General features: G+C 64.0%; 23 protein-coding genes. 10 read left to right on the top strand and 13 right to left on the bottom strand.

The annotated features are described in order from the left end of the window. Positions 1-14 precede the first annotated feature (14 nt). Both ACT4OC_RS07360 and ACT4OC_RS07355 read right to left on the bottom strand, forming a co-directional pair. Positions 15-383 (bottom strand): cupredoxin domain-containing protein, encoded by a 369-nt coding sequence (locus ACT4OC_RS07360; protein ID WP_444838311.1) that lies wholly within the window; start codon positions 381-383, stop codon positions 15-17. Continuing rightward, positions 380-2,821 (bottom strand): heavy metal translocating P-type ATPase, encoded by a 2,442-nt coding sequence (locus tag ACT4OC_RS07355; protein ID WP_444838327.1) that lies wholly within the window; start codon positions 2,819-2,821, stop codon positions 380-382. Before ACT4OC_RS07355 ends, ACT4OC_RS07360 begins: the two co-directional genes overlap by 4 nt. 423 nt (positions 2,822-3,244) lie before the next feature. On the opposite strand from ACT4OC_RS07355, the gene ACT4OC_RS07350 reads away from it, so the two are divergent. Then, positions 3,245-3,685, top strand: coding sequence for an MgtC/SapB family protein (locus tag ACT4OC_RS07350; RefSeq protein WP_444838310.1), 441 nt, complete (start codon positions 3,245-3,247; stop codon positions 3,683-3,685). A 111-nt stretch (positions 3,686-3,796) separates the two neighbouring features. Continuing rightward, positions 3,797-4,252, top strand: a complete 456-nt coding sequence (locus ACT4OC_RS07345; protein ID WP_444838309.1) for a protoglobin domain-containing protein — start codon at positions 3,797-3,799, stop codon at positions 4,250-4,252. 8 nt (positions 4,253-4,260) lie between these two features. Here ACT4OC_RS07345 and ACT4OC_RS07340 read toward each other — a convergent pair whose 3' ends face one another. After that, a complete protein-coding gene (locus ACT4OC_RS07340) occupies positions 4,261-4,974 on the bottom strand; it encodes a Crp/Fnr family transcriptional regulator (protein WP_444838308.1) in 714 nt (237 codons plus the stop codon). A gap of 174 nt (positions 4,975-5,148) precedes the next feature. Continuing rightward, positions 5,149-6,327, bottom strand: a complete 1,179-nt coding sequence (locus tag ACT4OC_RS07335) for a GGDEF domain-containing protein (RefSeq protein ID WP_444838307.1) — start codon at positions 6,325-6,327, stop codon at positions 5,149-5,151. A 313-nt stretch (positions 6,328-6,640) separates the two neighbouring features. Here ACT4OC_RS07335 and ACT4OC_RS07330 point away from each other — a divergent pair, with 313 nt between their 5' ends. From ACT4OC_RS07330 to ACT4OC_RS07320, 3 genes are all read left to right on the top strand, one after another. Beyond that, the gene (locus ACT4OC_RS07330) at positions 6,641-8,830 is read left to right on the top strand and encodes a HAMP domain-containing methyl-accepting chemotaxis protein (RefSeq protein ID WP_444838306.1); all 2,190 of its coding nucleotides are present in this window, start codon (positions 6,641-6,643) and stop codon (positions 8,828-8,830) included. Positions 8,831-9,133: 303 nt separating this feature from the next. Further along, on the top strand, positions 9,134-10,222 hold the full coding sequence (locus ACT4OC_RS07325; RefSeq protein WP_444838305.1) for a TRAP transporter substrate-binding protein: 1,089 nt from the start codon (positions 9,134-9,136) through the stop codon (positions 10,220-10,222). Between the two features lie 5 nt (positions 10,223-10,227). After that, complete coding sequence (locus ACT4OC_RS07320; RefSeq protein ID WP_444838304.1) at positions 10,228-11,436, top strand: serine hydrolase domain-containing protein; 1,209 nt, start codon at positions 10,228-10,230, stop codon at positions 11,434-11,436. A gap of 89 nt (positions 11,437-11,525) precedes the next feature. On the opposite strand, the gene ACT4OC_RS07315 is transcribed toward ACT4OC_RS07320, so the two are convergent. The 6 genes from ACT4OC_RS07315 to rpiA all read right to left on the bottom strand — a co-directional run bounded on the left by ACT4OC_RS07315 (position 11,526) and on the right by rpiA (position 17,455). Then, entirely contained in the window at positions 11,526-12,137 is a 612-nt protein-coding gene (locus ACT4OC_RS07315; RefSeq protein ID WP_444838303.1) for a thioredoxin family protein, read from the bottom strand. Positions 12,138-12,162: 25 nt separating this feature from the next. Continuing rightward, positions 12,163-14,256, bottom strand: a complete 2,094-nt coding sequence (locus ACT4OC_RS07310; RefSeq protein WP_444838302.1) for a protein-disulfide reductase DsbD family protein — start codon at positions 14,254-14,256, stop codon at positions 12,163-12,165. A gap of 124 nt (positions 14,257-14,380) precedes the next feature. After that, positions 14,381-14,731: a hypothetical protein gene (locus tag ACT4OC_RS07305; protein WP_444838301.1), complete on the bottom strand. Its 351-nt coding sequence runs from the start codon at positions 14,729-14,731 to the stop codon at positions 14,381-14,383. A gap of 42 nt (positions 14,732-14,773) precedes the next feature. After that, positions 14,774-16,159: a glutathione-disulfide reductase gene (gene gor / locus ACT4OC_RS07300; protein ID WP_444838300.1), complete on the bottom strand. Its 1,386-nt coding sequence runs from the start codon at positions 16,157-16,159 to the stop codon at positions 14,774-14,776. 30 nt (positions 16,160-16,189) lie between these two features. Beyond that, complete coding sequence (locus ACT4OC_RS07295; RefSeq protein WP_444838299.1) at positions 16,190-16,738, bottom strand: DUF2059 domain-containing protein; 549 nt, start codon at positions 16,736-16,738, stop codon at positions 16,190-16,192. 24 nt (positions 16,739-16,762) lie between these two features. Beyond that, positions 16,763-17,455 (bottom strand): ribose-5-phosphate isomerase RpiA, encoded by a 693-nt coding sequence (gene rpiA, locus ACT4OC_RS07290; RefSeq protein WP_444838326.1) that lies wholly within the window; start codon positions 17,453-17,455, stop codon positions 16,763-16,765. A gap of 172 nt (positions 17,456-17,627) precedes the next feature. Here rpiA and gph point away from each other — a divergent pair, with 172 nt between their 5' ends. The 5 genes from gph to ACT4OC_RS07265 all read left to right on the top strand — a co-directional run bounded on the left by gph (position 17,628) and on the right by ACT4OC_RS07265 (position 22,627). Next, positions 17,628-18,305 carry a phosphoglycolate phosphatase gene (gene gph / locus ACT4OC_RS07285; protein ID WP_444838298.1) on the top strand — a complete coding sequence of 226 codons (678 nt, stop codon included), beginning with the start codon at positions 17,628-17,630 and terminating at the stop codon, positions 18,303-18,305. 145 nt (positions 18,306-18,450) lie between these two features. Next, on the top strand, positions 18,451-18,906 hold the full coding sequence (locus tag ACT4OC_RS07280) for a hypothetical protein (protein ID WP_444838297.1): 456 nt from the start codon (positions 18,451-18,453) through the stop codon (positions 18,904-18,906). A gap of 105 nt (positions 18,907-19,011) precedes the next feature. Then, positions 19,012-20,043 (top strand): GTP 3',8-cyclase MoaA, encoded by a 1,032-nt coding sequence (moaA, locus tag ACT4OC_RS07275; protein WP_444838296.1) that lies wholly within the window; start codon positions 19,012-19,014, stop codon positions 20,041-20,043. Between the two features lie 313 nt (positions 20,044-20,356). Then, positions 20,357-20,938: a TRAP transporter small permease subunit gene (locus ACT4OC_RS07270; RefSeq protein ID WP_444838295.1), complete on the top strand. Its 582-nt coding sequence runs from the start codon at positions 20,357-20,359 to the stop codon at positions 20,936-20,938. Positions 20,939-20,971: 33 nt separating this feature from the next. Beyond that, positions 20,972-22,627 carry a TRAP transporter large permease gene (locus ACT4OC_RS07265; protein WP_444838294.1) on the top strand — a complete coding sequence of 552 codons (1,656 nt, stop codon included), beginning with the start codon at positions 20,972-20,974 and terminating at the stop codon, positions 22,625-22,627. Positions 22,628-22,719: 92 nt separating this feature from the next. On the opposite strand, the gene ACT4OC_RS07260 is transcribed toward ACT4OC_RS07265, so the two are convergent. From ACT4OC_RS07260 to ACT4OC_RS07250, 3 genes are all read right to left on the bottom strand, one after another. Further along, on the bottom strand, positions 22,720-23,808 hold the full coding sequence (locus tag ACT4OC_RS07260) for a TRAP transporter substrate-binding protein (protein ID WP_444838293.1): 1,089 nt from the start codon (positions 23,806-23,808) through the stop codon (positions 22,720-22,722). 227 nt (positions 23,809-24,035) lie between these two features. Continuing rightward, positions 24,036-25,124: a TRAP transporter substrate-binding protein gene (locus ACT4OC_RS07255; RefSeq protein WP_444838292.1), complete on the bottom strand. Its 1,089-nt coding sequence runs from the start codon at positions 25,122-25,124 to the stop codon at positions 24,036-24,038. Between the two features lie 173 nt (positions 25,125-25,297). Next, positions 25,298-26,092 (bottom strand): Mrp/NBP35 family ATP-binding protein (locus ACT4OC_RS07250; RefSeq protein ID WP_444838291.1); only part of this gene is annotated, 795 nt, incomplete at its 5' end.

The following is a 26,092-nucleotide window of genomic DNA, read 5'->3' as shown; positions in this document are numbered from 1 at the left end:
ATCGGGTGTAGGCATCACCGAATGCCGCGAAACATACCCATCGGGCATGCGAAACCGAACTCGCCCGGCACCTTGGGCAGGAACTCGACCGCCACGGTCTGGCCGGCCAGCAGTTCGGCACTTTTCTGGAACTCCGCAAAGACGACCTTGTCCGAGCAGGACGCCGTCTCCTCCCGCCGGAAATTCAAGCGAACGGGCCGGCCGCTCCGAACAATGATGGTGTCGGGCGTGTAGCCGCCCTTCACCAGGATCATGGCTTCCTGATATCCGCCCGTGGTTTCGCTGGCGCGGAACCCCGCAGAGCGCTTGAGCCAGAAGAACCAGACAATGAAGCCGATCAGTGCCAAGCCAGCGAGTGTAACCGTCCAGCGATCGGGGGTCATGACCTGGTCCTCCGAGGCTCGAACAGGCGAAGCCGGTTGGCGTTGGTTACGACGGTGACCGAGCTGAACGCCATGGCGGCAGCGGCGATCAAGGGCGACAGCAGGAGGCCGATGAACGGGTACAGCACGCCCATCGCAACGGGAATGCCGAGCGTGTTGTAGCCGAAAGCTCCGACGAGGTTTTGACGCACGTTGCGCATCGTCGCCCGGCTGATCTCGATTGCCGTCACCACTCCCATCAGGCTTCCCTTGATGAGGGTGACGTCGCTGGCCTCGATGGCGACATCGGTGCCGGTGCCGATGGCAAACCCGACATCCGCCTGCGCCAATGCCGGTGCGTCGTTGACGCCGTCACCGACCATCCCAACGGCTTTGCCTTCGAGCTGGAGCTTTTGGACTTCGTGGGCCTTTTCGTTTGGAAGGACATCGGCGAGCACCCGCTCGATGCCGACCTGACGCGCGATCGCCAGCCCCGTGCGCTCGTTGTCGCCGGTGAGCATGACGACTTCGATCCCGAGCGCTTTCAACGCATCGATGGCGGCTTTCGAATCGGGCTTGACGGTGTCCGCTACCGCAACCAGTCCGGCAGCCGTACCATCGATACCGACGTACATCGGTGTCTTGCCCTCTTCGGCTAATCGCGCCCAATCCTGTTGCAGCATATCGATGGCGATGCCGCGGTCCCGCATCAACTTGGCATTTCCAAAGAGCACCTCGCGTCCATCGATCCGCCCGCTCACGCCGTGACCCGGGATGGCGGCAAAGGCTTCGGTCTCGGACAATTTGAGGCCGCGCGCATCCGCGCCCTTGACGATCGCCTCGCCGAGCGGATGCTCGGAACCCCGCTCCAATGAAGCCGTGAGGCGGAGAACGTCGGCCTCGCGGTGGCCCTCAGTCACGACCACATCGGTCAACGCCGGCTCACCCCTGGTTATCGTGCCGGTTTTGTCCAGAATGATCGCATCGAGCTTCTCCGACGCCTGGAGCGCATCCCCCGAGCGGATCAATATCCCGTTCTCGGCGCCCTTGCCTATTCCCACCGTAAGCGACGTCGGGGTCGCCAGACCGAGCGCGCACGGACAGGCGATGATGAGGGTCGTCACCAGCACGATCGTCGCATAAACCGATCGCGGCTCCGGCCCGAAATCGTACCATGCGATGGACGCCAGTATCGCCAGGATCATGACGGCTGGGACAAAGTAGGCCGACACCGCATCGACGACGCGCTGGATCGGGGCTTTCGATCCTTGCGCGTCCTTGACCATGCGAATGATGGTGGCAAGCGCGGTATCCTTGCCGACCCTGGTGGCCTTGAACTTGAAACTGCCGGTCTTGTTCAGCGTGCCACCTATGACTTCGTCGCCGACCTGCTTCTCCACGGGGATCGATTCGCCGGTGATCATCGATTCGTCGATCGCACTTGAACCAGCCAAAACCCTGCCGTCGACCGCCACCTTTTCGCCGGGTCGGACCACCACGGTGTCATCGACCAGCACTTCCTCTACCGGTATGTCCCGCTCGGAGCCCTCGCGAATGACTCGCGCGGTCCTGGCCTGCAATCCGATCAGCTTCTTGATCGCCTGTGAGGTACGTCCCTTGGCCTTTATCTCAAGCGCCAGGCCGAGCACCACCAATGCAACGACCACATCGGTCACGTCCCAAAACACTTCGGCAAGCGCCGTGTCCGGAAAGATTTGCGGCCATGCCACGGTGACCACCGAATAGACGAAAGCGGCGCTGATGCCGATCGCAATCAGCGTGTGCATGTTCGCTGCGCGATGCTTCAGAGCATCCCACATGCCGGTGAAGAACTGCGAACCGGCCCAGATCATCACCGGCAGGCTCACCAGACCCAGCAGGCCCCAGACGACCCGCCGCGTGTCGCTCCCCATCGGCATCCAGTCGCGCAAGCCGGGCACCAGGTCGGGATAGCTGAGCGCCATGACGGGTATCGAGACTGCGGCCGCAAACCAGAACTTGCGCATCAACGTGCGATATTCCTGCTCGTTGGCGGCTTCGGCAGGATCCAGCACTTCCGAAGCCGGATCGATCTTCGGCTCGGCCACCTTGTAGCCGGCGGATTCGATCGCTTTACGAATCGCCGCAAAATCCACCTTCTCAGGCTGGTACTCGATGTCGGCAGCATTTGTTCCGAGGCTCGCGCGCGCCGAGACCACGCCGGGGACCGTTTGCAGTGCGAGTTCGATCCGAATGAGGCATGAACCGCAGTGCATGTTCTGGATGGGCACACGCATCGTGGCGATTCCGACTGTGTAGCCGACCGAACGGATGGCACGCAGAACGTCTGCAATCCCGGTCTTTGCGGGGTCACGGTCAACTCTTGCAATCTTCGTGCTGGGGTTGACACTCGCCGAAACGACGCCCGGTATCGCGACGAGCGCCTGCTCGATTGCGGGCGGACAATGCGCACAGGTCATGCCGCCGATGCGAAGCTCCAGGCGTTCGGTCCGGGCTGGCTGTTGCGATTGAACATCCGGGCGGCGTGCACGACTACCATCTGTGGCGACTGCAGTCATGGTTTCCTCATGCTCAACGGCCGAGACGTCGAGGCCAGCGCTTCGCGCCAGGCCTTGGGACGAGCGCACCAGATGTCCACGATCTGTCTGCTCACTCACGGGCGCGCACCATTTGGATAAGGCTAGGATTCTCCGGTTCGCACTTCTTGATGCAGATCAGGCGGATTCCGAATGCTGCAGCGCATCCCCTCACGCGACCTGGCTCATGCCGTTACGTCAGAAAAGTGCGGAGCAGCTCGTCGGCGTGGAACTATGGGACCTCGGTCGAGTTCGATGATCTGGCACTCGCTATCCCAACGTTCGACAGCGCACCGGATTGCTTCCATGACCGAGCTGGATGACGTGCTGAGGCTTCTCGTTGCGGCAGCGACGGGATTGCTGATCGGCATAGATCGCGACGTCAGCGGAAAGCCGGTGGGAATGCGCACCCTTTCGCTGGTGTCGCTTGGCGCCGCACTGGTCGCGATCGCGGCCATCGAGTTTGAGAACCTGCGGGATTTCCCGGACGCCCTCTCCCGGGTCGTTCAGGGCGTCATCACCGGCGTGCTCACGGGCGTCGGCTTCATCGGCGCCGGCGTCATCCTGCGCGACCGGGATGACAAGACGGTGCATGGGCTCACCACCGCGGCGACCGTATGGATCGCGGCAGGGCTTGGCATTGCCTGCGCGCTCGGCGCCTGGCTGCTGGTCGGCGCAGCGATCGCGATTACGCTGCTGGTCCTGTTCGTCCTTCCCTTGCTCGAGCGCGCCATGGGGTTGAAGTAGCCTGCGGCGCCGGCAGGAACCGATAACTTGCATCAAGTGAGGGCAAAGGAGCCTTAAGCGCTCTCGCCTAGCTTGGCAAAGCGGCTTCACGACTTACCGGATCGGTCCAACATGGTCGACACACTGATCAGCTTTCTGGACATCGACGCTCGATCGCAGCGGCTGGCTCGGCTGATCTGGCCCGTAGCCGAACGGCGGGCAACAGCTGCGATCGACCACTTCTACCGGACGGTCTGCAACGTGGTCCCGCGTTCGCCGTCGATGCAGGAAATCGAGCAGCTCAAGGCTCAGCACACCAGGCGCTGGCCAAGGCTGTTCGACAGCCAGTTCGACCGTGACTACATCAGCAACGCATCTCTGATCGGAATCCGGCATTGCGAGATGGGGCTCGACAGCCGATGGCACGTCGCCGGCTATTCGAGACTGAGAGCCGAAGTGGCGGCCGAGCTGCTCGACAGCCTCTTGCCCAGCCATTCGAAGCCGCACCTGGTCGTCACGCTGGACAAATACCTCGCGCTCGACATGGCGATCTCGGTGTCTTCCTACACTTCGATCTGGGTTGAATAGCAGCTCGGTCAGTTCAGCGAGCCGATCCGCTCCAGCTCTCCCCGGTCGACAATGGTGAGCACACCGTTCGCGACCTCGACGATGCCTCTGTCACGGAACGCGCCCAGGGTCCTGCTGACGTGAACCGCGGTCAGACCGACTGCATCGGCAATGTGCTGCTGCCGCAGCGGAAACGGGTATTGCCGCTCGCGAATGACGTTGCGCGCGGCAAGGCGCCGCATCAGGTGCAAGAGCAGAAAAGCAATTCGTTCCTCGGCGGAATACTGCCCGAGGACAACGGTCATTTCGTCGGAAGATTCCGCCTCTGTCGAACAGGTCTCGGCCAGCGCCGCAACGACCGCCGGATCTTGCGCGAGGCGCACCTGGACCTCGCGCCTGTGCATTCCGCTGACCTGAACTTCGGTCAGGGCCTTCACGGAGAAATGCGGACGTTCTTCGAACACCGACGATACCGAGAAGAGATCTCCCGGCAAAAGGAAATGCAGAATCTGGCGGCGCCCGTCCGCGAGCTGCACGAAGCGAAATCCCCAGCCAACGCACAGCACGAACACGTCGGGACAGCTCTGATTTCGTGCGACGATCTGTTTGCCGGCGGGCACGACGCGATGATATTGCCATTCCTTGCGCGGATTCGATCGAGGGTACCCGGATGTACCCAAGACCGCATCGCAGAATCCGCGCTCGTGATGCGGACACGCGGCGCACGGCGACTGGTTGTTCATTGTTCTTGTTGACCGTCACGTTTGGCGCCAGCGCCAGTCTTGATCCAGGTTAACAACCTTCATCAAGCCACGCGCCGGTGCGTTGTTACTACTTATGTGCAGAAGGTTGCGACCCAGTCAACGACGGTCTCTTGCGTCTATGCGCTACGTGCCGACCGCGCAGCACCGCGATCCTCATTCCGCATTGAGCAGTTGCAGATCACCATCCGACCGCTCGACACTGCTCTTGAGGATAGATGAGGAAGCTTGCGCCGCCCTGATGAAGCGGATGGACTGACCAGAACCGTCAACCCAGCAGTTCCTGCCGGCCGCCTTCGCCGTGTACATGCGCTCATCGGCGGTCCTGACCAGGGTGCCGGGATCGGCGATGCCCTCGCTGCAATACTCCGCGATTCCGACGCTGGCGGTTATCTGCCCGCCGTCCGGATGCTCGCCGAGCCCAAGTGTCCCGATCTCCTCGATCCGCCGGCGCGCTGCGGCCAGATCGACGCCCGGCAAGCAGAGCACGAACTCCTCGCCGCCCCAGCGGATGAGGCAGTCATGCTGATCGAGGACGCCGCCGATGGATCGCGCGGCAATCCGTAGCACATCGTCACCGGCGGCGTGCCCGAACCTGTCGTTGATGGACTTGAAGTTGTCGATATCTACGAACGCAACGGCCATTGGCTGCCTCCTGCGCATCGCGCGCCGGAACCCGCTCAGCAACCTCTGCTCGCCCGCGCGTCGCGTCAACGTACCGGTGAGCCGGTCCCGGACCGAATGCTCCGTAAGCGCTATCAACAACTGCAGCTGGCTCATCGAAGCCAATGCGGCGATGACGATGATGAGGGTAAGACGAAGCAGCGTTGCCGACGGCGAAGCAAAGAGCTCGGGCCTCGAAGACACGGACACCATCGCCAGCGCGAGGACGGGCCAGCTCAGGATCGCGCTTTCCAGCGCGGTCAGCGGAAACAGGCTGAAACTGACGGCGATCAGAAACGGAGCGTACAAGTAGGCCGTCGATATGAAGACCGAGTCGCCGATGGCGGAGAAGCCGTCCACGGCGGAACGAACCGCTATCAGGAAAACGACCGGGATCAGGATCAGGATTCCTACCGCCGTGAACTGTCCTGCCGGGACCAGCACGCGCGGACCAAACGCCAGCAGCGCGAACGCCGCAGCGGCGACCAGTCGTTCGGCTGCCACGATGCCCCAATAGGGCCAGCGCATCGTCCAGGCGTCGATCAGTATCCAGGCCAACGTCATCAGCGACAGCGCGGCCGCGGCTATTCGCACGCGCGATAGGATGAGACGCCGGCGTTCCCGCGTGACCTCAAACGAATGCCCGACCGGGAGCAGCAGGCCGATCAGCACGGCGTAGTCGGCCCAGTTGCGGCCTGCACCGCCGGCTGCGGCAGCCGGCCGCCTTTCATGCGATTTCATTTTTCCTAGCGCCCCCTCGGCGGACGCAAGGTACTCAGGAACATCCTAACCTGCTCCTACGGGACTTAACCTGGATCATGTGGAATTCAGCAAGCAGCAGACGCGCGCCCGAACGCGATCACGCTGTCCCGCGCCGAATTTCAGGCAGGCAGCCCGTCGTCCGCACCGACGGCACGCGTCCCGACTAACCTGCATCAAGCCGGCCCGGTCGATCATTAACCATTTTGCCAGACGGTCATTGCGTTTGAGCGCGTCGGCAATTCGGCGCACTGCTCACTCTCGCGAGCATGAATCGCTGTCCGCCCGGCAGCCCATAATAACAAAGGAACGCACCATGCAGCTCCATTTGAGTATCCGGACCAGACTGATCATCGGTTGCGGCACGCTGTGCCTTCTTCTGGCGGGAGCCATCGGCATCACCATGGTCAAGGTTCGCTCGGTCAGCGAGTCCACGGCCCGCAACGTCAATCTCCGCGTTCCAACTGCCTTGGCAGCAAGCGACTTGATCTCGGAAGTCTATGCCTCGCTCGCCTCGCTGCGGGGCTGGCTGATCACGGGCAACGAAAGCTTCAAGGCGGAGCGAGCCGCGTACTGGCAAGAGATAAAGAAGCGAAGTTCCGAAATAGACCACCTTTCCGCCGAGTGGACAAATCAGCAGAACAGGGTCGATTGGCAAGGTGCCAAGCCGGTACTGGACGGCCTGCGCAACGCGCAGGACAAGGCCGAAGCGATTGCTCACACTGCCGAAGAGCAGCCCGCCAACAAGATCCTGGTCGCCGAGGCCGCGCCGCTGGCCAAGACGATGCTCCAGAACGCCACCGCGATCATCAACGAGGAGAGTCGGATTCCCTCGACCGACGCACGCAAGAGCCTCCTGATCGATTTCGCCGACATGCGCGGCAGCCTGGCAATGGCAGTCGGCGCCATCCGGGGCTACCTCCTGACCGGCGACAACGCCTTCAAGAAGGATTACGAAGAACTTTGGTCGCTCAATCAGACGAAATTCGAGGCCTTGTCCAGCCGCCAGGCGGAAATGACGCCCGAGCAGCAGAAAGCCTTTGCTTCGCTCGTGGACGCCCGCCTCAAATTCTCGCCGCTGCCGCCACGGATGTTCGAAATCCGCGCCTCGGACCGGTGGAATATGGCACAGTGGTTCCTGACGAATGAAGCCGCACCGCGCGCCAACAAGCTGCTCGACATATTTGCCGGACCGAAGGGCACCGACGGAGCCCGCTCCGGCGGCATGGTCGCGCGCCAGCAGGAGGCGCTGAGGGCCGACGGGGCCAACGCGCTCGCGGAAACCGACTTCCTCATGGCCACGCTTTGGGTTCTTCTCGGCGTCGGCTTGGGCGCATCGGCGGCCGTCGTTTACCTGACCAGCCGCTCGATCGTGCCGCCCATTCTGAAGATGGTCGGCGCGATGGGGCAGCTGGCGGGCGGCGATCACTCCGCTGCGATTCCCGCAACAGACAAGCACGATGAGATCGGGTTGATGGCTCGCGCCGTCGTGATCTTCAAGGAGAACATGATCAAGGCCAAGGAACTCGCTGCCAAGGAAGCCGAAGCGATCAAGCAGCGCATGGCCCGCGCGACCCGGGTCAATGAGCTCACGGCCGGCTTCGATTCCGAAATCTCCTCGCTGCTGCGATCGGTTGCAGCCGCCTCCACCGAACTGCAGGCCACGGCATCCGCGATGTCTTCGACTGCCGAGGAAACCAGCGTTCAAGCCACCGCGGTATCCGCCGCCACGGAAGAAGCTTCCGCCAACGTCCAGACCGTGGCGTCTGCGGCGGAGGAACTGGCGAGCTCGGTCACCGAGATCAGCCGTCAAGTTGCGCAGTCCGCAAATATTGCGCAGCGCGCGGTGACCGAAGCCGAGCGTGCGAACAAGCAGGTACACGGGTTGCAAAGCGATGCCGCCGGTATCGGCGACGTCGTCAGGCTCATCAACGAGATTGCAAACCAGACTAACCTTCTGGCGCTTAATGCCACCATCGAGGCAGCACGTGCCGGAGAAGCCGGCAAGGGCTTCGCCGTCGTCGCAAGCGAAGTCAAGAGTTTGGCCGAGCAGACCGCGAAAGCGACCGATCAGATCGGCGTCCAGGTCGCATCGATTCAGGCCTCCTCGTCCGAGGCCGTGGCTGCCATCAAGGGAATAACGGCAACCATCGATCAGATGAACGAGATCGCGGCGGCAATTGCCGGCGCCGTGGAGGAGCAAGGTTCAGCCACCCAGGAGATCGCCCGCAACGTCCAGCAAGCAGCGGCAGGAACGACCGAAATCTCCTCAAACGTCACCGGCGTCCGCCAGGCGGCCGGCGATACGGGGGCGGCTGCGCAGCAGGTGCTGCAAGCCTCGCACGAGTTGTCGCAGCAGTCGGAGACAATGCGGGCTCAGGTCGAGTCCTTCTTGACCAACATCAAGGCAGCTTAGGCCCCCATTCCGAAGCCGCACGCTGCAATCGCCGATGATGCAATCGCCGACGACAGGTTAGGCCCGGCGTGCCTAGGAGGCCGGGCCTGTAACCTCAACAATCCACCCGGAGGCTTGTTCGGCTACTGTTGCAGCACAGCAGTAATCCGCCAGCGATGCCTTGAGACAGCTCAAGGCCCTTGCCGTTGACGCGAGAGATCAAGGTAGAGGCGGCGCTAGCGCGCACGCCTCGAACTTCGATATGATGAGTCAATTGGTCCGGAAGGCACAGCGCCAACGGACCCGCAAGGGAGTAACGAGACCATGAAACGCCGAACATTCCTCAAAGGCAGCGCCCTTGCCGGCGCGACGACGCTGGTTGCGGCACCCGCGATTGCGCAATCCTCGCCCGAAATCAAATGGCGGCTGACGTCGAGCTTTCCGAAGTCGCTCGACACGATCTTCGGCACGGCGCAGACTTTTGCGAAATATGTTGCCGACGCCACCGACAACAAGTTTCAGATCCAGACCTTTGCGGCCGGCGAGATCGTGCCCGGCCTGCAAGCGCTGGACGCCGTCAGCACCTCGACCGTCGAGGTGGCGCAGACCCCGCTTTATTTCTACATCGGCAAGGAACCGGCGCTGGCCTATGCCACCGGTGCGCCCTTCGGCATGAACCATCGCCACCAGCATTCCTGGTGGTCGTTCGGCGGCGGCGCCGACCTCTGCAACGAGGCGCTGAAACCGTTCAAGGCGCATGCGATCCTGTGCGGCAATTCCGGCACGCAGATGGGCGGCTGGTTTCGCAAGGAGATCAAGACCGTCGATGATCTGAAGGGCCTGAAATTCCGCATCGCCGGCCTCGGCGGCCACGTGCTGGCCAGGCTCGGCGTCGTTCCGCAGCAGATCGCGGGCGGCGACGTTTATCCTTCGCTCGAGAAAGGCACGATCGACGCCGCGGAATTCGTCGGCCCCTACGTCGACGAGAAGCTCGGCTTCTACAAGGTGGCGAAATACTACTACTTCCCCGGCTGGTGGGAAGGCGGCGCCATGCTGCACATGGTCGTCAACGACGAGAAGTGGAATGCGTTGCCCAAGCCGTACCAGGCGATCCTCGCCCAGGCCGGCACCGCCGCGGGCGCCTGGATGACCGAAAAATACGACAGCGTGAATCCGGCCGCGCTGAAGCGGCTGGTCGCCAGCGGCACCGAGCTGCGCGCCTTCCCGCAACCGGTCATGGATGCCTGCTATCAGGCGACGCAGGACCATCTGAACGAGATCGCGGCGAAGAGCCCGCTGTTCAAGAAGACCAGGGAGAGCCACGACGGCTACATGAAGGAAACGCTGTTCTATACGCAGATCGCGGAGAACTATTACGACAACTATCTGCTCAGCAAGGTGCGCAGGGGTTGACGTTCATGAGCAAGACCGCGGGCGCGGCGCCGGCCGGCGCCGCCACCTCGCCCCACGGCGCCGCCATCGACGCCTGCCTGCGCGGCGCCATCGAGCGCAAGGATGTGCCGGGCGCGGTCGCGCTGGTCACGGATCGCGAGCGCGTACTCTATCGGGGCGCCTTCGGCGTGGCCGACGTCGCGACCGGGCGACCGCTCACGCCGGATGCGCTGTTTCGCATCGCCTCGATGACCAAGCCGATCACGTCGCTGGCCCTGATGCAGCTCGTCGAGCAGGGCCGGCTCGGCCTCGACGACCCCGCGGCGAGATACCTGCCGGACCTCGCAGGGCTGAAGGTCGTCGAGTCCTTCGACGCGGCGACCGGGGCCTGCCGGCTGCGTCCGGCATCGCGGCCGCCGACCGTGCGGCAGTTCCTGACCCACACGTCCGGCCTCGCCTATCCCTTCACCAGCGAAGTCTGGCGCGACTTCACGCCTCGCGCCGGCGAAGCCTATCCGTTCGGCGGTCCGCTGCTGTTCGATCCCGGCGAGCGCTGGCATTACAGCACCAGCACCGACGTGGTCGGCCGCTTGGTCGAAGTGCTGTCAGGCCAAGCGCTCGAAGATTATTTCCAAGCGCATATCTTCGCCCCGCTCGGGATGAACGACACCTCCTACAACGTTCCGGAGGCAAAGGGCGCTCGCCTCGCCGCGCAACAGCAGCGCGCCGGCAGCCGAATGGACGGCGCCGTCGAGCTGCAGAATCCGCAGCTCGGATTGACCATCGCTGCACCCATCGGTGGCGGCGGCCTCGCCTCGACCGCCGACGACTACGGACGCTTCATGCGGATGTGGCTGGGCGGCGGCGAGCTCGAGGGCACGCGCGTGCTAAGCGCGGAGACGGTGGCGCTGATGGGCCAGAACCACATCGGCGCGATCTCGGTGCCGGCGCAGAGAAGCGCGCTGCCGCGCAGCGCCGATTTCGCCTTCATCGCCGACGGCCGCGACAAATGGGGGCTGGGCTTCCTGATCACCGTCGACCAGGTAGCAGGAAAACGCTCCCCCGGCAGCCTGAGCTGGAGCGGCATCAACAACACATACTTCTGGATCGATCCCGTGCGCGGCATCGGCGGCGTCATCATGATGCAGTACCTGCCGTTCGCGGACGTCAGGGCGCTGGCCGTCTACGACGCCTTCGAACGTGCCGCATACCGGCTGGTGAGTGTGGGGCGATAGCCCCGCCGCGCTCGTCTACACAGCGGCAACCGCTGCTATCGACACTCCGCGTTCGGTCGTCTGCAGGCAAGCGACGGAAGCAGCTGGCGTTACGACGAATACTTCACCGTGCAGCCATAGGCGCGCGTCGCCGGATTGCCCGCCTTCAATTCGGCCAGCGCGGCATCGACGAAATTCCTGGCATCCTTGACGTCTGCCGGTCGCGTGGTCGCCTTGTCGTCGATACCGCCGGCATAGGCCAGCGTGCCGTCCGGCTTGATGATGTACATGTGCGGCGTGACGGACGCGCCGTAGGCCCGCGCAACCTGTTGCCTGGGATCGAGCAACACCGCCGACGGCGAGGCCTTGCGCTCCGCCGTCAGGGCATTGGCGCGCGCACCATCCGCAAACCCCTGTTCTCCCGGCGGCGAGGAGATCACGGACAGCCAGACGATGCCCTGGTCGGTCCACTTCTTCTGCAGCGCCTGCATGTTGCCGGTGCCGTAATGCTTGCGGACATAGGGGCAGCCGTCATTCGTCCACTCGAGCACGACCGTCTTGCCGCGATAGTCGGCGAGATTGACCGTCTTGCCGTCGCTGTTGACAGCGGAGAATGCGGGCGCGGGCGAACCGACCTTCGGCTCTGCATGCGAGGCGCCAGCGGGCAGGAGCAGGATGGCGGCAGCGGCGGCAAGCATCGTCGTGAACGCGCGTCTATTCATCTTCCGTCTCCGATTGCAATACGGTTCAGACTTTCCCCAGTGCATCCAGCACGAGCGACTGCGTGAGGATCTGCGGCAGCACGACGTGCTCGCTCCCGCGGCGATATAGCACGTAAAGCGGCACGCCGCTGCGGCCGAACCTTTCAAGAAGGCGTGTGATTTCCGGGTTCCTCCTGGTCCAGTCGCCCTTGAGGTAGGCGATGCGCTTGCCGGCAAACGTCGCACGCACGGCTTCCGTCGAGAGCGCGGTCCGTTCGTTGACGAGGCAGGTGATGCACCATGCGGCGGTCATGTTGAGGAAGACCGGCTGTCCGGAAGCAAGAAGCGCATCGAGCTTGTGCTGGCTGAACGCCTCCGACGGGGCTTTCGACGAGGCGACCTCGACGCTCGTTCCGGCGGATCGATCGAGGCCGATCACTGCTGCCAGCGCGATCACGCCGGCGGCCGATGCGGCCGCCATGCCCCGAAGCACGCGGCGCGAGGCATATCCCTGCTCCTGCGACGTCCGCCAAATCCATGCGCCGAACGCGATCAGCACGAGCCCTGCCAGCGCAGCGAGCAGGCCCGGCGCGCCGACCTGGAAGCTGAGAACCCAGACCAGCCAGGCCACGGTCGCATAGAGGGGAAACGCCAGGAGCTGCTTCAGCGTTTCCATCCAGCGTCCCGGCCGCGGCAAGAGCCGTTGCAGGCCCGGCGCAAACGCCAGCACCAGGAAAGGCAGGGCGAGCCCGAGTCCCAGCGCCAGAAAGACGAGAAGCCCGACGGCGAACGGCTGCACCAGCGCATAGCCGATCGATGCCCCCATGAAGGGCGCGGTACAGGGCGTTGCCACCACCGTGGCCAGCGCACCGGCGAAAAAAGACCCGGACAGTCCGCCGCGCTGCAAGAGCCGGCTGCCGCCGACACGCGTGAACGACGTGCCGATGGTCAGGATGCCGGAAAGAGAAAGTCCCAGCGCAAACAGGATGAATGCCAGGGCCGCGACCATGAGCGGCGACTGCAGCTGAAATCCCCAGCCGATCTCGGCCCCGCCGGCGCGCAGCCCTTGCAGCACGCCTGCCAGAACGGCGAAGCTGACCAGTGTCCCCAGCGCATAGGCCACGCCGTGCAGGCGAACGCGGCCCGGAGTTTCCGCCCTGTGTTCGGTCAGATTCAGGATCTTGATCGACAGCACGGGGAATACGCAGGGCATGAAGTTCAGGATGACGCCCGCGACCAGCGCGGCAGCCACGGCATAGAGCAGGGTCATGCCACCCTCTCCTGCCGCCGGGGCAACAGCGGGTGTCGCTTCGACCGCAAAGGCATGCGAGGCGGTCTTGCCGCCGATACCTTCCTCCAGCACCAGCACGCCGTCGATGCGCCGTGGAATCGACTTCGCAATCTGGCTGCGCTCGATCGTCAGGTCGACGTCCTGACCGCCGGTCCGCAACAACTGCCGTGCGGCGTTGTCGATCAGGTCGTTATCATGTGGGAAGAACGTCGCCGAGCGGATGGCATCGCCGCGCAGACCATCCGAACGCAGGGAGAGCGTGATCGCCCGGGCATCGGCGCTGAAGGTGGCATTCCATGGCGAGGGCTGCGGCAGCTTGCTGCGCGCCGCATCGAACGTCGCATTGGCCGGCGACGACGTGCCCTGCTCCGATACGGGAAGCGAAAGAACGACCGACGCTTCGCCGGGGATGCAGATTTTCTCGCACACGAGATAGGCGACATCGGCGGCGAGATCGACGGTCGTCCCCGGTCTTGCGTCGCGCGGCGGCGTGACGCGTGAAAGCAGGATCGTGCTGTCCTCATAGCCGAAGCTCGCGACCGGCCCGACCCGGATCAGCGACGGTGCCGGCCATTGCAGCTCGCCGGCCGCAAAGCCCTGCGGCAGTTTCCACGTCACCTGCGTCGGCTCGCCGGAATCTCCGGGATTGCGCCAGTATGTGTGCCAATGCTCCTTCATCGAGAGCTTGATGCCGACGGTGAAGGGTTGGCCCGGCACGATCGCGGCAGGCTCGGCAAGCAGCTCGACCCTGACCAGGTCGGCAGTATCCTGCGCCCGCGCCGTCGTGAGCGCCAGCGCGGACGCGCACAGTGCTGGGATCAGGATGCGGCTATACCGACGTAAGAGCATGGGCATCGCCAAGCCAGGGTAAAAAAATCGAACGGCCGATCGTAGCATCCGTTCACTGCCGTACCCCGCGACGCGGCGGGCGCGAGCATCAAAAGCCCGTGAGAGCGGTCGATGCCCCCTCGATTCAGTGGGGTCTCCCGTTGCCCACCACCCTCAGCTCCATCCTGCCGATGAGATCGGATCGCAGCTGTTCCGCGGCACCGATGGCGGCCGCCGTCTGTTGCAAGGTGCTGACGTTCGATCCGAGCGACACGATGCCGCCAAGCACCGTGGCAATCGACCCCAGCGCGACGACCTGATTGGATCCCAAGAGGCCCAGCATCATGACGAGCAGCAATGCGGCGCCGCCTGCAATCGCCACCTTGGAAAACAGGATGATCTTCCTGCAGCGCTCGGAAACCTCGGCAAGATGCTCGAGCCGGGCCTCGATCGCAGAAATATCGTCGCTGGGGTTGTCCTCGTCGTCCTCGGCCATCAATATCCCCGCGCCGTTCCGGCCGGCCGCTTGAAGGCGTCCCTATTCCGCCGCCTGCCGCACATGGCGCGCGGTCGGCGTGCGCATGGTCACGAGCTCTTCCGCCGCGGTCGGATGCAGCGCCATCGTCGCATCGAAGTCGGCCTTGGTCGCCTTCATCTTCACGGCGATCGCCACGGCCTGGATGATCTCGGCGGCACTGTCACCAACGATGTGACAACCGAGCACGCGGTCGGTGGTGCCGTCGACCACGAGCTTCATCAGCACGCGGGTGTCGCGGCCCGACATCGTCGCCTTGATCGGCTTGAAGTCGGCCTTGTAGATATCGACGTGGCTGTACTTGGCGCGCGCGTCCGTCTCGCTGAGGCCGACGGTGCCGACCTCCGGCTGCGAGAACACCGCGGTCGGGATGTTGCCGTGGTCGACCTCGACCGGGCGCTTGCCGAACACGGTGTCGGCAAACGCATGGCCCTCGCGGATCGCGACCGGCGTCAGGTTGACTCTGTGGGTGACGTCGCCGATGGCGTAGATGTGCGGCACCGAGGTCTTCGACCAGCCGTCGGTGGCGATGCCGCCGTTCTTCGGATTGATGGTGACGCCCGCCTTCTCCAGCCCGAGATTGGCGACGTTGGGATGGCGGCCGATCGCGAACATCACGCGGTCCGAGGCAAGGCTCGAACCGCTGGACAGATGCGAGGTGTACTCGCCGCCGTGCTTTTCCACCCTGTCGATGGTGCAGCCGGTGAGGACGGTGATGCCGCGCTTCTCGATTTCCTTGCGCACATGGGTGCGGACGTCGTCGTCGAAGCCGCGCAGGATGTTTTCGCCGCGATAGACCAGCGTCACGTCGCTGCCGTAGCCGGCGAAGATGCAGGCGAATTCGAGCGCGATATAGCCGCCGCCCTGCACCACGATGCGCTTCGGCAGTTGCGGCAAATGGAACGCCTCGTCGGAGGAGATCACGTGCTCGATGCCGGGGATCTCCGCGCCGTGATTGGGCCGGCCGCCGGTGGCGATCAGCACGTATCTGGCGGTGACCTTCTTGGCGTCGGCCAGCAGCAGGGTGTGCGGGTCGTCGAACACGGCGCGACTCTTGACGACCTGCGCGCCGGATTTCTCGACATTGGCGGTGTAGGCCGCCTCCAGCCGCGCGATCTCCTTGTCCTTGTTGGCGATCAGCGTCGGCCAGTCGAAGGTCGCCTGCGGGATGGTCCAGCCGAAGCCGGCGGCATCCTCGATCTCCTGATGCACGTGCGAGCCGAGCACGAAGAGCTTCTTCGGCACGCAGCCGCGGATCACGCAGGTGCCGCCCATCCGGTACTCTTCGGCGACCATGACCCTGGCGCCATGGCCGGCGGCGATACGGGCGGCGCGAACCCCGCCCGAGCCGCCTCCGATGACGAAGAGATCGACGTCGTAGTCAGCCATGGCGGTCCGGCCCCTTCCGCGTCAGCGCGATCAGATCGGCTTGTTGCGCTTCTTCATCTCGTCCTTGAAGGCGTCGTTGACCTTCACGCCGAACTCCTGCGCCCACTGGTTCATCCAGCCCATGCTCCCCGAGATGGCGCGCGGCTCGTGGGTCAGCAGCTTTTGGCCGAGCGGCGTCTTGTAGAAGGTCACGAGATCCCTCAGCTCCTGCTCGGAGAATTCGGTCGCATATATCTGCGCCATGCCTTCGCCGATCTCGTTCTCACGGCCGGCGAAATTCCTGGCCACGATGACCGCGACCTCGCTGAGGTCCTTCTGGTAATTGAGGTGCTGCTGGGTCAGCGCGTTCCTGGTCTGGTCGACGACCCCGGGGACGGCGCCTCCGAACATGGCGCCGACGTTCTTCAACACGAGGAACTCCCTGGCTGCCGAGATGGCCGCCGGCGAGGGCGGCGGCTTCTTTGCAGCAGGCGCGGCCGGCGCGGCCTGCTTCGGCGCCTGTGCCATGGCCGGAACGACAGACAGCGCGAGGATGGCCGCCAGACCAGCCGCCGACAAGATTGCCGAATAACCCTTCATTCCAATTCTCCTCGATTTCCGGCGTCACCGCCGTTCAACAACGCGAATTCCGCTTGCACCCGCCAGGATCACGGTGCTGGCGAGGCCGACGAACAGTCCGGTCTCGACCACGCCCGGGATCGCATTCAACAGGCCCGCCAGACGCGGCGCGTCCGCGATCCGGCCGAGATGGCCATCAACGATCCAGTGGCCGCCATCGGTGACAAAAACGTGGCCGTCCTTGCCCTTCCGGAGCACCATTTGCCCGGAAACGCCGGCCGCCGCAAATGCCGTTTCCATGGCCCGCCTCGTTGCGCCGAGGCCGAACGGGACCACCTCGACGGGCAAGGGATAGCGGCCGAGCGCATCGACCCATTTGGTTTCGTCCGCGATCACGATCATGCGATCCGATGCGGCCGCGACGATCTTCTCGCGCAGCAGCGCCCCGCCCCCGCCCTTGATCAGATCGAGCGCGGGATCGACCTCGTCGGCGCCGTCTACCGTCAGGTCGAGGCGGTCGACCTCGTCGAGGCTCGTCAAGGGAATGCCGCATTGCTCGGCTTGCGCGCGGGTCGCTTCCGACGTCGGCACGCCGATCACGTTCATGCCGCCGCGCACCTTCTCCCCTAAGAGATCGACGAAGTGCCGCGCGGTCGAGCCGGTGCCGAGCCCGAGCTTCATGCCGCCTTCGACCTGCTCCAGCGCGCGCGCGGCCGCCTGCCGCTTGAGTGCTTCCATGTCCACCTGTGACGATACTCCCCTCGCCCTGTTCGCCGCGATATCTAGCGTCGTTTACGGTGCAGGAACAGCCACGGGAAGCGCATTTTTGGCCTGTCCGGGCAGGGTTTTACCGCGATTTCCGGCCATTCCACTTGCGCCGGCGCGCCGCTGCCGGTAGCGAAGGTGGCAAATGACCCCTCCCCGCATCGTCGTATTCGATCTCGACGGCACGCTGGTCGATACCGCGCCGGACCTGATCAACGCGCTGAACTTCGTGCTCGACCGCGAGGGGATGCCGCCGCTGCCGCTGGCTTCCGCCCGCAACCTGATCGGCGCCGGCGCGCGCAAGCTGATCGAGCGCGGTCTCGAGGCGGGAGGCGGCACCGTAACGGTCGGCGAGCTCGACCGGATGATGCGCGATTTCATCGACTATTACGCCGAGCACATCGCCGACGAGTCGCGCCCGTTCGAAGGTCTCGAGGCCGCGCTCGACGACCTCGAGGGCCGCGGATACCGCTTTGCGGTCTGCACCAACAAGCTCGAATGGCTGTCCAAGCTCCTGCTCGAGCGGCTGGGCCTGACCCGCCGCTTCGCCGCCATCTGCGGTGCCGACACCTTTGGCGTAGCCAAGCCCGATCCCGCTATCCTGCACCAGACCGTCGCCCGGGCCGGCGGGCGGTCGGCGGCCTCCGTCATGGTCGGGGACTCCGGGACCGACATCGGCGCGGCGCGCCGGGCCGGCATTTCCGTCGTCGGCGTATCCTTTGGCTATACCGACGTGCCCCTGGCGGATCTGAAACCGGACCGGCTGATCGGGCACATGAACGACCTGCCTGAAGCGGTTGAAAGTCTCATGAAATCAATGTGATATATTGATTTATCCACGCGCTTTCCGAACACCCGCCGTTAACCATCAATTAACTATAGGCGTGTGCACCGTTGCGCCCCATTTCCGTCACTCCTATGGTCGGCGCCGGGGACTGCGGCAGCTCGCCGCAGCTAGAGTGACGGTCATGCGTCGTGTCCTGGTGGTTGCCGTGGCGGGAATGGGCCTGGCCGGCTGTTCCTCGTTTTCGCTCGACTCCTTCAAGTCCACACCGCCCCCGGTGCAGGTGGCCCTGGAATCGGTGCCCTCCGGCGCCGAGGCGCGCACCTCGAACGGGCAGACCTGCAAGACGCCCTGCACGGTCAACGCCCCCGCCGGTGAGCCGGGCTTCTCCGTGACCTTCGCCCTGAACAAGTTCGAGCCGGCCACCGTGCCGGTGCAGGTCATCTACCATCCCGGCGATTTCACCACCCCGGCCTCCACCACTGTCGACCCCAATCCGGTGATCGCGGAACTGAAGCCCGCCGGTCCGCCACCCAAGCCGATCCGCGCCAAACCCAAGCGGCCGAAACCGAAGCCGGCGACGGCCGCGGCGGCCCCTCCGCCCTCGCCCTTCCCCAATCCGCCGCCTCCGACGCGCTGAGGGATCTACGGTACCAAGCGGAGATTGTGGGTGCGCCGCAACTTGCTTACATTGTGCCGGTCCCCGAGGCAGCGCCTCGCACACGCGAAGAACGGCACGGATCGAATGAGCGGATTGGCTAGTTGCGAACAGGCATCGCTTGGACCGATGGTCGATCCGTTCGGCCGGACCATCCGCTATTTGCGCGTTTCGGTCACCGACCGTTGCGACCTGCGCTGCTTCTATTGCATGTCGGAAGACATGACCTTCCTGCCGAAGGCCGACCTGCTGACTCTGGAAGAGCTCGACCGGCTCTGCTCGGCCTTCATCGCCAAGGGCGTGCGCAAGCTGCGCCTCACCGGCGGCGAGCCCCTGGTCCGGCGCAACGTGATGTCGCTGGTGCGCTCGCTGTCGCGCCACCTGAACACCGGCGCGCTCGATGAGCTGACGCTGACGACCAACGCCTCGCAACTGGCGCGCTTCGCCAGCGAACTCGCCGATTGCGGCGTCCGCCGCATCAACGTGTCGCTGGACACGCTGGATGCCGACAAGTTCCGCGCCATCACCCGCTGGGGTGACATCGAAAAGGTGCTCGCCGGGATCGAAGCGGCGCGCGCGGCGGGTCTTGCGGTGAAGATCAATGCGGTGGCGCTGAAGAACCTCAACGAGGACGAGATTCCCGCGCTGATGCAGTGGGCGCACGGCAAGGGCATGGCGCTGACGCTGATCGAGGTGATGCCGATGGGCGATGTCGGCGAGGGTCGCATCGACCAGTACGTGCCGCTGTCGCTGTTGCGGGCGCGGCTCGCCCAGCAGTTCACGCTGACCGATCTCGACGAGACCAGCGGCGGCCCCGCCCGCTATGTGCGCGTCGCCGAGACCGGCGGCAAGCTCGGCTTCATCACGCCGATGACGCACAACTTCTGCGAATCCTGCAACCGGGTGCGCATCACCTGCACCGGCACGCTGCACACCTGCCTGGGACACGAGGATGCCTCCGATTTGCGCAAGCCGCTGCGCGCCTCGCCTGAGAACGCACTGCTTTCCGCCGCGATCGATCGCGCCATCGGGCTGAAGCCCAAGGGGCACGATTTCATCATCGATCGCCGCCACAATCGCCCGAGCGTCAGCCGCCACATGAGCGTGACCGGCGGCTGAACACGCCTCGGCCGCGCCGGCCGCGCAGAAACTTCTCGCCTCCGTCGCAGTGGTAAGTCCGGCTTCGAATCGCGCCTCGATGCTCGCCGGCGCAGTGGCGCTACGGCCGGTTGCGGGCGGCGACGCCGGCGACCGCAGGCGACGGCGTTGCCGTCGGGCCCCGACGGATATTCCTTTTGATTATCAACAAACTTCCGATTGACGGAGCGCCTGCTCGCTGATTTGGTGCGGCGGTCTCAAGCTGCCTTGGCTCGCAATGAGCCTGTGCCCGGTGGGCATCCAAGACGGCGGAGACACGCGAGGGAGGTATTTGGTGCAGGCGCTTCTGAACTTGAGTGGTGTGATCGACAGCTTTACCCGGTGGATCGGGAAGCGGCTGGCGTGGCTGATCCTGCTGGCGGTGGTGATCGCGTCGGTCAACGCCATCGTTCGCAAGACGCTCGACATCTCCTCCAATTCCTGGCTGGAGCTCCAGTGGGTTCTCTTCAGCACCGTCTTTCTGCTGTGCTCCTCATGGACCCTGCTCGACAACGAGCACATCCGGATCGACATCGTCAGCAATCTGATGTCCAAGCGGGCGCGGGACACGATCGATGTCATCGGGCATGTCTTCTTCCTGATTCCGTTGTGCATCGTCATGATCGTGACCGGCGGCCCGTTCTTCTGGCGCTCCTATGAGCTCAACGAGCAATCGGGCAACGCCGGCGGCCTTCCCCAGTGGCCGGCCAAGTCGCTTATCATCATTGGATTCACCCTGCTGATTATCCAGGCAATCTCCGAGCTGATTAAGCGCATCGCCGTCATGCGCGGCTTGATACCGGATCCGCACGCCAGCCAGATGCACGCCCTCGAAGCCGAGGTGGAGCACATCGTCGAGGCAATCGAAAAACGCTGATCGCCGGCCAAGCCGCGATCCCAGGGGAATTAGATGACCGCATTTCTCATCGAGAACATGGCGCCGATCATGTTCGTGTCGTTGGTGATCATGCTGCTGCTCGGCTATCCGGCAGCGTTTTCGCTGGGCGCAGTCGGGCTGTTGTTTGCCGTCGTAGGAATCGAGCTCGGAGAATTCAGGCCCGACTTCCTGCAGGCGCTGCCCGAACGTGTCTACGGCGTCATGAACAACGATACGCTGCTGGCGATTCCATTCTTCACATTCATGGGGCTCGTGCTGGAAAGATCCGGCATGGCGGAGGACCTGCTGGACACCATCGGCCAGCTGTTCGGCACCATCCGCGGCGGTCTGGCCTATGCGGTGGTGTTCGTCGGCGCCTTGCTTGCCGCGACCACCGGCGTGGTCGCCGCGTCGGTCATCTCGATGGGCCTGATCTCGCTGCCGATCATGCTGCGCTATGGCTATGACCGACGCGTGGCCACCGGCGTCATTGCCGCCTCCGGAACGCTGGCCCAGATCATCCCGCCTTCGCTCGTTCTCATCGTGATGGCCGACCAGCTCGGTAAATCGGTCGGCGACATGTACGAAGGCGCGTTCATACCCGGAATCGTGCTCGCAGGCCTCTATGCGGGATACGTGTTCCTCGTCACGCTCGTCTTTCCCAAGGCGGCCCCGGGGCTTCCGCTCGATGCCATCGGCTTTCGGGAGAAGGACGGAAGCCGCGGCCTGTGGTCGCTCGGCGTGCTGAGCCTTGCCAGCGTAGCCTTCGCCTGGTTCATGACCCGAAACTCGGAAACGCGCGGCGCCGACTTCGTCGTGATCAGCATGATGTTCGGTATCGTGTTCGCGTTCTGCATTGCCGTGGTGAACTGGGTGCTCGACAAACTGACGGGTTACCGTTTTCTGTCGGCGATGGCGCAGCAGACCACGTTCGTGATGGTGCCGCCGCTGTTCCTGATCTTCCTGGTGCTGGGCACCATCTTCATCGGCGTCGCAACGCCGACCGAGGGCGGCGCGATGGGGGCGTCCGGCGCGCTCATCCTCGGCGCCCTCAAGCGCCGGTTGAGCTTCGACCTTATCCGTCAGGCGATCGAGTCGACGGCCAAGCTGTCCGCGTTCGTCGTCTTCATCCTGATCGGCGCCCGCGTATTCTCGCTGACCTTCTACGGCGTGAACGGCCACGTCTGGGTCGAGCATCTGCTGACGTCGCTGCCCGGCGGGCAGCTCGGCTTCCTGCTCTTCGTCAACGCGCTGGTCTTCATCCTCGCCTTCTTCCTCGATTTCTTCGAGCTCGCCTTCATCATCATCCCGCTGCTCGGGCCTGTCGCGGAAAAGCTCGGCATCGACCTGATCTGGTTCGGCGTCATCCTCGGCGTCAACATGCAGACCTCCTTCATGCATCCGCCGTTCGGCTTCGCGCTGTTCTACCTGCGCTCGGTGGCCCCGAAGGAGTCCTATCTCGACCGGGTTACCGGCAAGCGCATGGATCCCGTCACCACGGGCCAGATCTATTGGGGTGCGATACCGTTCGTCGTGATCCAGGTCATCATGGTGGTGCTGGTGATCCTGTTCCCCTCCATGGTGATGCACTACAAGGGTACGGCATCCACGATCGATCCGAGTACGGTGAAAATCGAAGTGCCGCAGATCGAGTTGCCGCCGCTGGATTTCGGGCAGCCCAAGAACTGATTTCAGGCCGGCAGCCCGCCTCAAGCGAAAACAAAAAACCCCGGAGCCTTCGGCTCCGGGGTCTTGTTTTTTTCTGCCCGTACTTGCGGCGATCAGCCTTGCGGGTTGCGCGCCATGAAGCTGTCGTAGCCGAGTTCGGCGACCTGCAGCCACTGGTACCCGTTGGCCGTGAACGAGTTCATCGAATCCAGGACCTTCTTGAAGTTCGCGTTGCCCGCCGAAGTCTCGGCGTACAATTCCTTGGTCGACTTGAGGCAGGCCTGCATGATCTCGGGTGAGAACGCGTGCAGCTTGGTGCCGCCGACGAGCAGCTTCTTCAGCGCCAACGGATTGGCCTGGTCGTACCTCGCCATCATCCAGCTGTTGGCGGCCTGCCCGGCCTGCTCGATGACGCTCTTGTAAGCCTTGGGCAGCGCATTCCACTTCTCCAGGTTGACGAGGCCCATCAGCATCGGCCCGCCTTCCCACCATCCCGGATAATAGTAATGCGGCGCGACCTTGTTGAAGCCGAGCTTTTCGTCGTCGTATGGCCCGACCCATTCGGCGGCGTCGATGGTGCCCTTTTCAAGCGCCGGATAGATGTCGCCGCCGGCGAGCTGCTGCGGCACAACGCCGAGCCTCTGCATCACTTTCCCGGCGAAGCCGCCGATCCGCATCTTGAGGCCCTTCAGGTCGTTGGCCGTCTTGATCTCCTTGCGGAACCAGCCGCCCATCTGGGCGCCGGTATTTCCCCCGAGAAACGAGACGACGTTGTAGCTCTTCATGAAGTCGTTCATGAGCTCTCGGCCGCCGCCCAACATGTACCAGGCCTGGTTCAGCCGCTGGTTGGGGCCGAACGGCACCGCCGTGGCTAAGGCGAAGGTCGGATCCTTGCCGAAGTAGTAATACGAGGCGGTGTGGCCCATCTCGACGGTGCCGGTTTGCACGGCGTCGAGCACCTGAAGCCCGGGTACGATTTCACCGCCGGCGAACGGCTGAACCTGGAATTTGTTGTCGGTGGCTTCTGCAATGTATTTGGTGAGCAGCTCGGCGCCACCCCACAGGGTGTCCAGCGATTTCGGCCAGCTTGCCGCCATGCGCCATTTCAGTTCCGGCATCGATTGGGCGATTGCGGGGGCCGCCAGCGTTGCAGCGCCAGCAGCGCCAATACCGGTGACCTTGAGAAAGTCTCTTCGCTTCATGAATTCTGACCCTTGGGTTTGTTGGCGATTGATTCGTTGTACTGAGGCGTTCGCGCCAAGAGGGCCGCTAAGGCCTTCCTTGGGAAACGCTTTCGGCCTTCTTGGGAGGCCTGCCCCCCGACCATGGAACATCCCGCCGCCGATTTCCATCCCGATACGGGCGCGAAGCGCAAAAAAGCCCGGCCCCTCAATGGGACCGGGCTCGCTATTTCGACTAAAGGTTAAGATTACCCGCGGGTGCGCGAGCGGATCATGAAGCTGTCGAAGGTATATTCGGCGACCTGCCACCACAGATACTGGTCGGATCGGTAGGCCTGCATCGCGTCGATCACCTTCTTGAAATCGGCGTTCTTACCCGACAGTTCCGCCCACAGCTCGTTGGTGGCCTTCAGGCTGGCTTCGAGCACTTCATTGCTGAAGGGCCGCAGTTGCGTGCCGCCGGCGACCAGGCGCTTCAGCGCAGCCGGATTGAGCATGTCGTAGCGCGAGTTCATCCAGGCGTTGGCGTTCGCCGTCGCGTTGGTGAGGACCGCCTGGTAGGATTTCGGCAGCGAATTCCACTTCTCGAGGTTGCAGAAGGTGTGCACCATCGGGCCGCCTTCCCAGAAGCCCGGGTAATAGTAGAACTTGGCCACCTTCTGGAAGCCGAGCTTCTCGTCGTCGTAGGGACCGACCCACTCGGCCGCGTCGATGGTGCCCTTTTCCAGCGCCGGATAGATGTCGCCACCGGCGATCTGCTGCGGCACCACGCCGACCTTCTGCAACACCTGGCCGGCGATACCGCCAATGCGCATCTTGAGGCCGGAGAGATCGGCGACCGTCTTGATCTCCTTGCGGAACCAGCCGCCCATCTGCGTGCCGGTATTGCCCGTGGCGAAGCCGATCACACCGCTCTTCTTGAAGAACTCGTTGCCGAGCTCCTGGCCGCCGCCCTGGTACCACCAGGAGTTCTGCTGGCGCGCATTGAGTCCGAACGGGACCGCCGAGAAAATCGCAAAGGTCGGATCCTTGCCGACATAGTAATAGGCCACCGTGTGGCTCATCTCGACGGTGCCGTTGGTGGTCGCATCCAGCGCCTGCAGGCCGGGAACCACCTCGCCCGCCCCGAACACCTGGATCTGGAACTTGTTATCGGTCATTTCGGCGACGTACTTGGCGACCTGCTCGGCGCCGCCATAGATCGTGTCAAGCGACTTCGGGAAGCTCGAAGTCAGGCGCCATTTGATCTCAGGCGACGACTGCGCAATTGCCGGCGAGGCAACGGCCGTTGCAGCAGCACCGGCCGCTGAAACCTTCAAAAAATCACGACGCTTCATTCAAGTCTCTCCTTGGTGGGATATTCCCGGGATTTCCTTCGAGCGGGCGAACCGGCGGGGTACTGCACATGGCCGGGAGCGCTCTGGCGGGCGCGCTTTAACACGGAAGTCAAACGCGCGGAAACGCGACAAAGGCATGACTGCACTGATTAAACCAAAGTTGAACGGTGGCTTCAGGCGGCCGCGATAACGTCCTGAAGCTGCTCGCGGACCTTGGCGCCGATGGCGCGGTAGATCGCCGCGTACGGACCGTCGGGCTCGCTGTCCACCACGGGCGTGCCGGCATCGGACGTCGCTCGAATGGACATGTGCAGGGGAATCTCGCCGAGGAAGGGAACCCCGAGCTTTTCCGCCTCATGACGCGCCCCGCCATGACCGAAAATATCCGACCGCGTGCCGCACTGCGGGCACTGGAAATAGCTCATGTTCTCGACGATGCCGAGCACGGGCACCTGCACGCGCTGGAACATGGCGAGGCCCTTGCGGGCGTCGATCAGGGCGAGGTCCTGCGGCGTCGAGACGATGACCGCGCCCGCGAGCGGCGCCTGCTGGGCCATGGTCAACTGCACATCGCCCGTGCCGGGCGGCATGTCGATCACCAGCACGTCGAGCCCGCCCGAGGCATCCGCCCACTCGACCTCGCGCAACATCTGCGCCAGGGCCTGCACGACCATCGGTCCGCGCCAAACGACCGGCGTGCCTTCGTCGACCATGAAACCCATCGACATGGCCTTGAGACCATGAGCGAGCATCGGCTTCAGCTTGTTGCCGGTCGTGACCTCGGGCTTGCCTTTGAGACCGAGCAGGCGCGGCTGAGACGGGCCGAAGATGTCGGCATCGAGCACGCCGGTCTTGAGGCCGAGGGCCTTGAGGCCGAGCGCGAGATTGACAGCGGTCGTCGATTTGCCGACGCCGCCCTTGCCGGAGGCGACCGCGATCAGATGCTTGACGCCTGGAACGGCCTGCGC

It is taken from the genome of Bradyrhizobium sp. (genome assembly GCF_052389815.1).
In the GTDB taxonomy this organism is placed as follows: domain Bacteria; phylum Pseudomonadota; class Alphaproteobacteria; order Rhizobiales; family Xanthobacteraceae; genus Bradyrhizobium.
Note: the sequence above shows the minus strand (reverse complement) of the source record. Positions and strands in the feature narration are given on the sequence as shown.